The 12029-nt window shown below is 41.2% G+C and carries 11 protein-coding genes and 1 tRNA gene; 5 read left to right on the top strand and 7 right to left on the bottom strand.

Annotated elements, in window-relative coordinates:
* Positions 1-50 precede the first annotated feature (50 nt).
* Positions 51-929 carry an osmoprotectant ABC transporter substrate-binding protein gene (locus tag AB3Y88_RS09245; RefSeq protein WP_228888287.1) on the top strand — a complete coding sequence of 293 codons (879 nt, stop codon included), beginning with the start codon at positions 51-53 and terminating at the stop codon, positions 927-929.
* On the top strand, positions 929-1585 hold the full coding sequence (locus tag AB3Y88_RS09240; RefSeq protein ID WP_056961123.1) for an ABC transporter permease: 657 nt from the start codon (positions 929-931) through the stop codon (positions 1583-1585). The genes AB3Y88_RS09245 and AB3Y88_RS09240 overlap by 1 nt, the downstream gene beginning before the upstream one ends.
* A gap of 133 nt (positions 1586-1718) precedes the next feature.
* Here the strand turns inward: AB3Y88_RS09240 and AB3Y88_RS09235 are convergent, their stop codons facing one another.
* Entirely contained in the window at positions 1719-3815 is a 2097-nt protein-coding gene (locus tag AB3Y88_RS09235; protein WP_056961122.1) for a sodium:proton antiporter, read from the bottom strand.
* 116 nt (positions 3816-3931) lie between these two features.
* Between AB3Y88_RS09235 and AB3Y88_RS09230 the strand changes: the two genes are divergently transcribed.
* The 3 genes from AB3Y88_RS09230 to msrB all read left to right on the top strand — a co-directional run bounded on the left by AB3Y88_RS09230 (position 3932) and on the right by msrB (position 5276).
* Positions 3932-4004, top strand: a tRNA-Ala gene (locus AB3Y88_RS09230).
* A gap of 235 nt (positions 4005-4239) precedes the next feature.
* Complete coding sequence (locus AB3Y88_RS09225) at positions 4240-4761, top strand: methylated-DNA--[protein]-cysteine S-methyltransferase (RefSeq protein WP_056961121.1); 522 nt, start codon at positions 4240-4242, stop codon at positions 4759-4761.
* Between the two features lie 80 nt (positions 4762-4841).
* Positions 4842-5276, top strand: coding sequence for a peptide-methionine (R)-S-oxide reductase MsrB (gene msrB / locus AB3Y88_RS09220; RefSeq protein WP_054756250.1), 435 nt, complete (start codon positions 4842-4844; stop codon positions 5274-5276).
* Positions 5277-5514: 238 nt separating this feature from the next.
* Here the strand turns inward: msrB and AB3Y88_RS09215 are convergent, their stop codons facing one another.
* From AB3Y88_RS09215 to AB3Y88_RS09190, 6 genes are all read right to left on the bottom strand, one after another.
* A complete protein-coding gene (locus AB3Y88_RS09215; RefSeq protein WP_228888258.1) occupies positions 5515-7065 on the bottom strand; it encodes a bifunctional UDP-sugar hydrolase/5'-nucleotidase in 1551 nt (516 codons plus the stop codon).
* Positions 7066-7866: a phosphonate ABC transporter, permease protein PhnE gene (gene phnE / locus AB3Y88_RS09210; protein WP_228888290.1), complete on the bottom strand. Its 801-nt coding sequence runs from the start codon at positions 7864-7866 to the stop codon at positions 7066-7068.
* Positions 7866-8654 (bottom strand): phosphonate ABC transporter, permease protein PhnE, encoded by a 789-nt coding sequence (gene phnE / locus AB3Y88_RS09205; protein WP_056961118.1) that lies wholly within the window; start codon positions 8652-8654, stop codon positions 7866-7868. The genes phnE (AB3Y88_RS09210) and phnE (AB3Y88_RS09205) overlap by 1 nt, the downstream gene beginning before the upstream one ends.
* Position 8655: 1 nt before the next feature.
* Positions 8656-9417, bottom strand: coding sequence for a phosphonate ABC transporter ATP-binding protein (gene phnC, locus AB3Y88_RS09200; RefSeq protein WP_228888291.1), 762 nt, complete (start codon positions 9415-9417; stop codon positions 8656-8658).
* 74 nt (positions 9418-9491) lie between these two features.
* Positions 9492-10421 carry a phosphate/phosphite/phosphonate ABC transporter substrate-binding protein gene (locus AB3Y88_RS09195; protein WP_228888259.1) on the bottom strand — a complete coding sequence of 310 codons (930 nt, stop codon included), beginning with the start codon at positions 10419-10421 and terminating at the stop codon, positions 9492-9494.
* Between the two features lie 612 nt (positions 10422-11033).
* Positions 11034-12014: a choloylglycine hydrolase family protein gene (locus tag AB3Y88_RS09190; protein WP_228888262.1), complete on the bottom strand. Its 981-nt coding sequence runs from the start codon at positions 12012-12014 to the stop codon at positions 11034-11036.
* Between the last annotated feature and the right edge of the window lie 15 nt (positions 12015-12029).

Below are 12029 nucleotides of genomic sequence, written 5' to 3'. Positions count from 1 at the left end.
CCAAATATTTAAAAAAAATCATGTTAGTCTTCTTTCTCGCCATTTGTCCAATGTTGTTAACTAGCTGTGGTCTTCCCGGCGTAAGTGGTTCTGATAAAAATACAATTAAAATTGCTTCTCAAAGTTCCACCGAATCACAGATCATTGCCAATATCGTAGGTCAGTTGATTAATCATGAACTGGGCTATAAAATTTCGTTAGTCAACAATCTGGGTTCTTCAACGGTTGCACATCAAGCAATGCTGCGCCATGATGCCGATATTTCAGCAACCCGCTATACTGGTACCGATTTGACCGGGGTTTTACAGCTTTCAAACATTAAAGATCCTGCTAAAGCCTCAAGGCTTGTAAAACGAGAATTCAAGCAGCGCTACCATCAAACTTGGTTCCCTTCATACGGATTTGCGGATACTTATGCTTTTATGACCACACAAGCCTTTGCGCAAAAACACCAATTAAACAATATTTCTGATCTGCAAAAAATTTCCAGCAGTTTGAATGCCGGTGTCGATACTTCTTGGATGAATCGTAAGGGTGATGGCTATCAGGACTTCACCAAATACTATGGTTTTAGCTTTGGCCGCGTATATCCGATGCAAATCGGGCTAGTCTATGATGCTGTTGAAGCGGGTAAAATGGAAACCGTACTTGGCTACTCCACCGATGGCAGAATTAAAAGCTATCATCTGAAAATTCTGAAAGATGATAAACGTTTCTTTCCACCCTATAATTGCTCAATGGTCGTCAATGACTCTTTACTCAAGAAATATCCTAAACTTGCGCCAGTATTGCACCGTTTAGATGGAAAAATAAATTTAAAGACAATGCAAACCTTAAATTATGAGGTTGATAATAACTTGTTGGAGCCTTCAGTAGTTGCCCAACAATTTCTTGAAAAACACAATTACTTTAAAGGAGATGACAATTAATGACAGGCCTGAGTACATGGGATCAATTTTGGTATTACTTTGCTCATAACGGCTTTTTCGTTTTACAACAGTTCACCCGTCATTTCTTAATTTCAGTTTATGGTGTGCTCTTTGCAGCGATTGTAGGTATTCCTCTTGGTATTTTGATTGCACGCAGAAAAAAACTCAGTGATACTGTGATTGGAATTGCCAATGTAATCCAGACAATTCCATCACTCGCAATGCTCTCAATCATCATGTTAGGTTTAGGACTTGGGGTAAATACCGTCATTGCCACCGTCTTTCTCTACTCCTTACTTCCGATCATCAAAAATACCTATGCCGGCATGCAAGGCGTTGATGCAAATGTCCTTGATTCTGGTAGGGGAATGGGGATGACAAAATTTCAGATTCTTTACTTGATTGAACTTCCACTGTCTTTTTCAGTAATTATGGGTGGCATTCGAAATGCGTTGGTAATTGCAATCGGAATTACAGCAATTGGGGCATTCGTGGGTGCAGGAGGTTTAGGCGATATCATTATCCGCGGAACCAATGCTACAAATGGTGGTGCCATTATTCTTGCTGGTGCGCTACCAACCGCTTTAATGACCATTATTTCAGACTTGCTGCTTGGCTTTATTCAACGCAAACTCAGTCCACAAACAAGTGATTAGACTCTCGGTTAAATTTTCAGTCTATAAAATAAGATTGGAGTATCACAGTGCTTACGGGTTCTCCCCAGCAATGTGTTACTCCAATTTTTTAACTAATCAGTTTACCTTAATCTTGGTTACCGCATTGAACCCGTCACACCGCTATTAAAATACTTTGTGCGGAAATAAGTTCATCAGCCAAATGTTTTATCACCGCTGGATTAATTCCAGACTCATTTGTGCGTGCTTCGTTGAGAAAGGCTAATTCAAAGTTTAAAACTTTAAGCAACTCAGTATTCTCTTGGACTGGGGCTTCAAATTGCTGCTGTAATGCAGTTGCTTCATGTCCTACCAGCTGCTTAAGTGCAATCAGCAGCTGTTGATCTGTCCCAGCTTGTTCCTTTGCAGCAATAAAATTGTTATCTACCGGTGCTAAAATCTGCTGCAGTTGCTGTAAGTTACTGCGCCACTGTTCAGTTCTATTACGATCTGTATATTTCTTATAAAAAGCTATCTTTTTAGCATACTTCTCAATCTTTAATTGCAGTTTGTGTTTTCTTCGTACACTAGTTGTTCTATTCACCTGGTGTTCAAGTCGTGCTAGCTTTGCCTGCAAGCGTGGATAGTCTTTTTCAAAATTCAGCGTCCAGCGCAAAAAAATTCTAACAAGCCATCTTTTGTTCCTAATTAAAAAACGTTTCAAAAATCCTTTTTCGATACGTTCTTTTCCTTGCAGCGCAAGATTGAATTGCTTTAGCTTATTCCATAAAACAAGTCCGTCTTCGTTTAAGCTTCCAGCATCAACTGCCTGTTGTACAGCCGTGTCCCGCTGCCGTTGTAGCTCACCTAACATCTGCTGCCACTGCCGCTGTTCTGGGAATTTTTGCGCATCGTAGCCTAATTGCGTTTTTACCCGCCAGCGTAAACGTTCTTTAGTTGCCCCAGTAGTCTCCAACTCATTGATATACGAAAAGGCGGCGTTCACAATTTCTGTACGGGCTTGAGCAAGTTCCGCCTCAGTGTACGCCTGTGCCTCTTTCTTCAGTAAGAAACGCAGAAAAATAAGGGGGACGAATAAGCTTATTAGGATTACTAAAGCTGCAAGCGTGACTAGATTGTCATACCAAGTGGTGCTTTTGCTTGTTTTTAACATTAATGGCACGGTCAATGCCATTGCTAATGTAACTGTCCCATGAACTCCTCCAAGCGCAAAAATCAAAGAATTTTTAATTCTGGCAGCCTTTTTTTTCGAAAGTGTGCATAATTCAAAAACAAAACGAATAAATGTCATTAACAGGTATAAACCCATACTCAATCCAAGAAAAAGCAGCCACTGCCGTTGTACAAGGTTCCTGCTAAAGATTGGGACAAGACTAACACCCAAAATTACAAAAACAATTCCATTGAGCAGCTCCGTTAATAAACTCCAAAGTTGTTGTAGCAAGTTGTTCATCTGCGCTGCTACCAACAAAGTTCTTTCTTGTTCTTCATGATGGAAAATACCTGCCATGACAACAGCAATCACACCTGATAAGTGCAAGTTTTCAGCAGCTACATAAATCACTAATGGTGTAAAAAGTTGTAGTAAAACATGACTGGTAATATCATCATAACGCCTCTTTAATAACCCCTTTCGCATTTGAATCAACAAAAAGGTCACGCCGATTCCAAAAATTCCGCCGCCGATAGAAACCATTAGAAAATTGCCCACGCTCATCAACGGTGATAAATGACCCGTTAAGACCACCACGCTTGCCAACTGCAGGCCCACTAATCCGGTTGCATCATTAAACATTGACTCTAGTGTCAATCGATGTTCCACTTTCAAGGGCATTTCAAAGCCATTCTTAACAGATCCAAGAGCAGTCGCATCCGTTGGGGTAATAATTGCAGCTAGCGCAAGGGCAGCGCCCCAACTCCAAGCAAGTGTAAGCTTCATTGTTAAGGTCAGTAGTGTCATTACTAATACTGCTAAAACTCCAGCTAAACTCAGAATCGTTCTAAAATTTTTAGAAAAGACCCGTCCATTAGTCTGTTGCCCCTCGCAAAAAAGAAGTGGTGCAACTATGAGTGCCATGAACCATTCTGGGTCTAGTTTCACTTCTAAACCGGAAAAAGCAGGAACCAGTGCAATTAAAACCCCAGCTAAGATTTGCCAGATAGCACGTGGAAAAAAGTTCCAGCGCTGTGCTAGGAAGTTAGCGATAATCACTCCAAAAATCAGTAATAAAATTGTGTAAATAACCTCCATAAATCTTTTCCCCTTTTTCAAATATCCGTGTTATTTATTAATTTATTTTGTAATGTCCCAAATTATCAACGTGATATTGTATATTTTCCCAAATGTGGTATCATTGTACATTGTTTGGGTCATTAGCTCAGTTGGGAGAGCGCCTGCTTCGCATGTAGGAGGTCGCCGGTTCAAGTCCGGCATGATCCATTTAAATTTTCTCCGCAGTGTAACTTTGATTACGTGCGGATTTTTTTGTGCGCTAAAATCAAACTGCATTTTTGCTTACTCCCAGCAGCTTGCGCAAATTTTCAGTTGTCTAAAAGACGCTTTAAACATAGCGCTTCTTTTTAATAATAGCATATCAATTGCAAGTTAATGCTTAATCGGATTTAATTAGAAAGTGAACAGTACCCATTTAAAATTCTTCTCAAGGAGGTTGCATATGCTCTACCAACAATCATACCACTCTCCCCTAGGTGAGCTCACACTTGTCAGCAACGAAACTGCTTTAGTTGGCTTATGGTTTAAAGGACAAAAATATTATCAGGCAACGATTACTGGACAACCAGTTCAGCTTCAAGAAACTTCCGTCTTAAAGCAAGTTACCCGCTGGCTTGATGCGTATTTTTTATCTAAAAATCCAAGTCCAGCTGAAATTCCACTCTTCCCCCAAGTAACTGCTTTTCGAAGGGCTGTTCTTGCTGTCTTACAAGAAGTTCCATATGGTCAGACACGAACTTATGGTCAAATTGCACAAACGTTAGCTACGCGGCTACACCGTCGTTCGCTCTCTGCCCAAGCAGTCGGCGGTGCGGTGGGACACAATCCGATTGCACTTTTAATTCCTTGTCACCGGATTATTGGCAGCACCGGAAAACTTACCGGCTATGCTGCCGGACTCGCCAAAAAAGCCCAGTTGCTGGAGCTTGAATTGGGCATGCCACTCGCTGAAAAGTTAAAATAGCAAGCCTTAAGTCTGGTACTGGTGGTCGTTTGAATTTTGTTTGAAATGTACACGTCTGCTTAAAAAGTGAGGTTATTAAAATGAAAGAAAGCAAAGAGGCATTACGCAAACGTCTTTCACCTGAAGAATTTGCAGTAACCCAAGAAGCAGCAACTGAACAGCCATTCTCCGGTAAATATGATGATTTTTACGAAGAGGGAATTTATGTTGACATCGTCAGCGGTGAACCGCTCTTTAGCTCAAAAGACAAGTATGATGCTGGCTGTGGCTGGCCATCCTTCACAAAACCGCTAGCAGGCAACGCAATTAAAGAAGGTGCCGACTGGTCACTTGGAATGCAGCGCACCGAAGTTCGCAGTCAAGATGCCAATTCTCATTTAGGGCATGTTTTCACGGATGGTCCGCAAGACAAAGGCGGGTTGCGGTATTGCATTAACTCAGCTGCGTTACGTTTCATCCCGGTTTCTCAACTACAAGCAGCGGGTTATGGCACTTTTAAAAAATTATTCACCTAAAAATTACGCAACTAGAGCACAGTATCTTCTACTAACCAGAAATCGCCTGTATTAATCTCCAAAATAAAACCTGGATACGCCGCGTATTTTTAAAAGCAAATAAACAGGACAATAGCAGTCAGCTTAATTTGAGCTTATTAAGCAGTTCAAATTAACGCTTACGCTGCATGCTATTGTCCTGTTTTTTGGTTGCCTGATGGGTAGTTTAGTGCAGCAGTGAAGATTTTTAACTTAACATCTACTTGGTAATGACATGAAGATTATGTGGTGTCACTGCTATGTATTTAGGATGCCGTTGTAAATAAGCAATCAGCAGTTGTGCAACTTCATGCTCATCACTAGCGATAATTTTATTAGCCGCAAACATCGGATAGTCTCCCCCACCGACACCTCGATACTGATTCAAGGTGACTTTCAACCGAGTTTCTTTGTTGACTTTTTTTCCATGGAACACTAAATTTTTAACTCTTTTACCAACCGGTTGGGTTAAATCAAAAGTATAGTCAATGCCACTGTAATAATCATAGTTAAATAACTGCTGTTTGGGCTCCAAGAAATTAGCCGCAATGCCTACACTCCCATCATTGCGAAGTTCAAAAAAAGCAGCACAACGTTCAAGTGCTTGAGTCAACTCTTCACCTGAAACCTCTTCTACTACTAAAGTGTTGGGAAAAATATAGCTATTGAGCACATCACGGATTGTAACTAGGTTATTGAAACCTTGGACTTCATCTGAAAAAAGAGCAGTCGCTGCGATCTTCGTCCCAGTAGCCTCCATTTGGACTTGATTAACAAATTCAAGATAAGGATGGCCAGCTAACCGAGCCTGCAAATGATCCTTAAGCCGCATATTGCCCTCGATCTTCGCAAGCGGCTGATCTAGCCAGTCTTGTGTCGCGTAATACCAAGACCTCAGTGCAGTGGTGGTTTCAGCATCCAAGGCGGCTGTTGCCGTACTTAGCAATTGCGCTTGACTGTGTGCAATCCGTCCGCCCTCATCCAAGTCTAGTGTAATACAGCCCACACGCTCGCCACGATAACCCGGTTGGGTAACTGGAACACCCAGAATATGAGTTGCAAGCTGTCGATGTTGATGTCCTGTCACTAGCGCATCTATTCCGGGAACTTCAGCTAGCAACCGATACCCTTCATTCTCGCCAGTTTGTGGTTCAGTTGCAGCCCCCGTAACTGGATCACATTCTATCCCACCATGATATGCCACTACAACAAGATCGGCTTGTGTCTGTAAAAACGGGACCCATTTTTTAGCAGCTGTAACGGCCGCTTCAAAGTGCCATCCTTTAATATTTTTCGGCTGTTCCCAGTGTGGGATATATTGCGTTGTCAATCCCAAAAAAGCGACACTAACTCCCTTTTTAGTGATTATTTGATAAGGTGCATCAAGAATTTGATTGCCCTCTTTATCCAAATTTGCTCCCAAAATCGGATAATTTCTGTCAGCGAGCACTTTTGTAAGATAGTCTTCCCCGTAGTTAAATTCATGATTTCCTAAAACTCCACAATCCACCTGAAATTTATTCAGCAGCTCGCCAAATTCTTTAAAGTAGGCGTGGTGTTGCATAGTTTGATGCGCAAACGCCGCCATCGGAGAACCTTCCAAAAAATCTCCATTTTCAATATAAAAAGTCACGTCTGCTGCTGCACGTTGCTCTTTGATCACCTGTGCAGCTTTTAGATACCCCCAAGGATGGTAATCATTTCGAGTACTAAAGTTAGTTGGAAAAATAAATCCATGCACATCGCTTGTTGATAAGATTTGAATTTTCATTTACACCAACTTCTTTCTGAGTGTTCCTGAAAGCCAATCAATGGCTGTCACCATAATGATTATTCCTAATAGAATTATTCCCACTCTTGACCATGAACGGGTTTGGATTGCAAATAATAGTGGGGTTCCGATCCCTCCTGCCCCAACCATTCCTAAAATGGAGGCGGAACGAACTGCGATTTCAAACCGATAAAGCGTAAATGACAGAAACTCAGGCATTACTGTCGGCAGTGTCGCTAAACAAAGCACATCAACTCGACCTCCCCCTGCAGCCGTTAAAGCTTCATCCACACCCCGATCCATATTCTCAACAGCCTCGCTAAACAGCTTGCCCAGCATTCCAATCGAATGAATTGACACTGCTAGTACACCAGCAAAGGACCCCGGTCCAACCGCTTTAATAAACATAATAGCGAGTACTAATTCCGGAAAGGTTCGAATAAACACCAACATGAATTTTCCACTGGTTGAACGCCAATGCATTTTATTTTTCAGACGCTCTCTTGCTGCCCAAAATGCAAATGGAACGCTTAAGATCGCAGATACGAAGGTTCCTAAAAAAGCAATCGCCAAAGTCTGCAGAATTAAAGAAAGTAAATCTTCACCCGAACCATCATAAACATATGCCCAGTCTGGATGAAATAAGCCATTAATAATCGAACGTGTCACCTCTCCAGCAGAAGCCTGGATTCCAGAAAAAGAAAGACCTGTAATTGTCCACAGATAGATAAACAAGAGCATTAATGCCCAGAAAAGCCAGCCATATTTTCCCCCAAGAGTTCTCCTTTGACTTTTTCCCATCATAATAACTTCTCCCTTAAAATATTACTCAAACCATCAATAACAACGACAACTAACAAAATAGCGATAATAATAACTGCCGTTTGATCATATCTAAAAGAAGATAAAGATCTTTGCAAAAAGACACCAATTCCCCCAGCGCCTAGGTACCCTAGGACAGTTGAGGCCCGTACATTAATCTCAAATGTGTAGAGAAAATAGCTGACAAAATTGTTCACTACTTGTGGCACTACTGCAAAAGCAATAATTTGTACCCGGTTTGCACCAGCCGCTTGCAAAGCCTCAATCGGACCTGAATCAATTGTTTCAACTGTTTCGTAAAAAAGCTTTGAAATCATTCCAAAGGAAAAAACTGCAAGCGTCCAGACTCCAGCAGTTGGTCCAATCCCAACAATTGCAACAAATAAAGCAGCCAGCAGCAGGTCAGGCAAGGTCCGAACTAAATTAAGGAAAAAGCGAATTCCACCGCGTACCAGCGGACTCTTAACCAAATTACGTGCCGCTAAAAAAGCGAAGGGAACTGCTACTAGTGTTCCAAGTGTAGTTCCTAAAAGTGCCATTTGAATTGTCTCAATAATGGGTTGCACAACAATATTGGTATATTGCCAATCAGGATTGGCCATTCTTCCTAACAAAGCAAAGAATTGTCCCAGGTTACTAAAAAATTCCCCCCAATTGACTTCCGTCATAACTGAAGAAAGAAACAGCAAGAGAATAAAGATAATTGTCCAACCGATCCCTTTGAGATGATACTTTTGCATAAATGTTCGTTCAGGTACCTGATTCATCTCACTTCTCCTCTTCCTGATAAATAGCAGCAAAATCTTGGGTGGCAACTTGATCGATCGGTTTATTATAGACCAGCCTGCCTGCACGCAAACCAATAATCCGGTCGGCATACTTTAATGCTAGCGGAACCGAATGCAAATTTACAATTGTCGTAATTTTAAATTCCTGGTTCAGATTTTTAAGATCATCCATCACAGCGGTGGTTGTCAATGGATCTAATGATGCCACCGGTTCATCCGCAAGAATAATGCGTGGTTGCTGCATAAAAGCACGTGCTACGGCTACACGCTGTTGCTGCCCGCCTGAAAGTTCGTCCGCACGTGCATATATTTTTTCAGCTAAATTAACACGCTGCAAAGCTGCAACCGCTCTTTTTTTATCTGCTGAATTAAAAAGTCCCAGAACACTTTTCCAAGTTGGATAGTAACCCACGCGACCGCTTAGAACATTTCGTTGGACACTAACACGTTTAACAAGATTAAAATTCTGAAAAATCATGCCAATCTCGCGTCTAAGTGCACGTAGCTTTTTTCCTCTTAATGGTGCGAGTGAGACTCCGTTTACGAGCAGCTCTCCGCTGGAAATCTCATGCATTTTGTTAATTGTGCGCAGTAATGTGCTTTTACCTGCTCCTGAAAGACCCACAATCACCACAAACTCTCCGGCTTGAATGTCCAATTCAATATCCTTCAAACCGACAGTTCCATTCTGGTAGATTTTAGAAACCTTTCTAAAAGAAATTACCGGTTGTTCGCTGACCATCAAAAAATTCCACCCTTCTATCAAAAAAGGCCATCAAGAGATGACCCTCATTTCACTCACAATTGAAATTATAATTACTTATTTAATTTTTCCGCGATCTTATCATATTCGCGAATGATATCAAAGTTACTGTCCTTAGAATCGGCGTAACCTTGGTGCGAATAGACGCTTGCAATGATTTCATGACCCTCTTTTGATTTTGCAATATTTTTAAATGCTTGCTTGAGTTTCTTTTGCCATTTTTCACTCAGATCTTTACGAACGGTGATAGTATCATTAGGAATCTTAGCGGTGGTATACAAAGGTACCACTTTATCCATCACATCTGGTGCATCCTTGGTGACAATCTTACGTGCTCCTTGGAAAACAAAAGCAGCATCAGCATTCCCGTTATACACGGCTAAAACCCCTTGGTCATGTCCTTTGACTTGGACCGTTTTGATGTTGTCTTTGTTAATATTAATCCCTTGCTTGTAAAGCGAGACAATTGGGAAAATCCACCCAGCGGTTGAAGTTGTGTCCTGCACTGCAATTTTTTTGCCCTTCAGATCTGATAATTTGGTAATCCCACTGTTTTTACGCACCAAAATCTGTGAACGATAAAAGTTAACCATCTCGCTAGTTGCTTGATCATTGGGTTCTTTTACACCAAAACGTTCGGCTTGTAGTAATACCTTGGATCCATATTGCTTATGTGCAAGCACATAGGCATCTGGCGGTAAAAAGCCGACATCAACTTTTTTAGAACCCATGGCTTCAACAATTGTATTGTAATCAGTTGAAACACTGACCTTAACTGGAATTCCTAGTTCTTTTTTCAATAACCCTTCAAGCGGTTTAGCCTTTGCTTCAATAGTCGTTGCATTTGACGAAGGGACAAATTGAATCTTTAATTCCTTCGGTTCATACGTACTTCCATTTGCGGAAGATTTGCCACAAGCAGCCAGTATAAAAGCACAAAATAACATTGAAATTACAGCAAAGGATCTTCTCCAAAATTTCATTTTGCTACTCCCCCTAAATAATTGCATATTTTATCGTGCAAAATAATGCCCTGATAAAAACCCTATTCATCAGCCAATTGCTAACAGAATACTTCCCCCCGAAAGTTGAAAATCCCAAAAAAAGCTGCCACATTTGACCTGAAATCTTCAAGCAACTCCTTACTTAAAGCAGGTTTTTATCTGAAAAGCAGTCCTAAGACTGCCAGACAAACGATCACTATTTCGCACGACTACCCCAGTATAGTAGGTCAATGTAAGGAATCGCACATTTTTTTGTAAGTCTTATGTAAAATAGTTTTTAACCTTATCCTGCAGCAATTTCCAGCAACTTCACTAAAAAGAGGGATAGTTATAATTTGCTAAAACTTGAGTATGAACGCAAAAATATGAATACCATGTGTCCTTTGCGCTTAATAATTCGAAGTTAATCGCAGAATTTTGATTTATGAATCACCTTTATCCAGCATAACTAAAAAGGCCACGTCAAAATTTAACTTTTGACCCAGCCCTAAACTGATTATCTAACTACAGCTAATTATAAATTTCAAGGAGTACTTAAATTAAGGAAGCTTTTGTCTAATCGACTTTCTCTCAGGCCAATCGGCTTTCGTGTTACATTTTTAACGTGACCGCACTGAGTTCATTTTTAACACTGAAAAAATGCGCCTGCTTAAAAGTGAGCATTTCTGAAGTCAACTGCAGCCGTACAAGCCCTAAACGTGCAGCAGGTTCAAAGTAATATTGGAGTGACTCTAAACAATAAGCTGCCCGATAAACTGAGTAGGTCTTTTGATAGGCACTACTCTTAGGAACACTTACGCTATTTAGTAATTGAAAACTGCTGCTCACATTCTCCCGCTCGTTTTGTGGCTGATCAGCTCTTTCTTTGTAATACGCAGCACGAATGAAACGCCCACTCGGTGTATACGAACTCGAAGGTACCTTTTTACCTGCAAAACTTCCAGTACTTACCTTGGCAACATTTTTAAGTTGTTTCCCAGCACTAAATTCTGGAGTAAAATTCAGATAATCTTTTAATTTAGATAATTGCTTTTGAAAGTCATATGCATTTGTCACTACTCCAAGCGGATTGTCAATGATTTGTAGCGGTTGTGTTGTCGGTTCAATAATTACCACTCTACCGCTACGGTCAGCCACAACATAGTGCAATTCAGGGTAACCATAATTTTCCCGTGCATTTTCCCCACTTAACAAGCGGATCTCAGGCAAGTGGTCTTCAATTTCAGCCACTGAGCGATAGTTAGCTAACAAATAACATGGCAGTTCGAAAGGAGCTAGACAAGTATAGGCATTAGAAGCCTCGGAAAGCAAATGTGTCCCGTGCTTAAATGTCAACTTCTGAACGCTGAGGCCACACTCATTAACTCCGTCAGAAATATCAATCTCCGCGGTCCGTTGCCGCCCTGTTCCAATGATTGCAAACCGATTCACATAGGATGCCCCGTCGAATGACGAATGCCAGCGAAACCCACGTGGCACAAAAACAGGACCGGCAACCAACGCGTGCCAATCCATTGTTCGTGATAACACATGGCTACCATCTATACTGATTTGGAAAATACTCGTACACATCTGCGCTACCTCCTA

The organism is Liquorilactobacillus satsumensis, from assembly GCF_964065465.1.
Lineage (GTDB): Bacteria > Bacillota > Bacilli > Lactobacillales > Lactobacillaceae > Liquorilactobacillus > Liquorilactobacillus satsumensis.
Note: the sequence above shows the minus strand (reverse complement) of the source record. Positions and strands in the feature narration are given on the sequence as shown.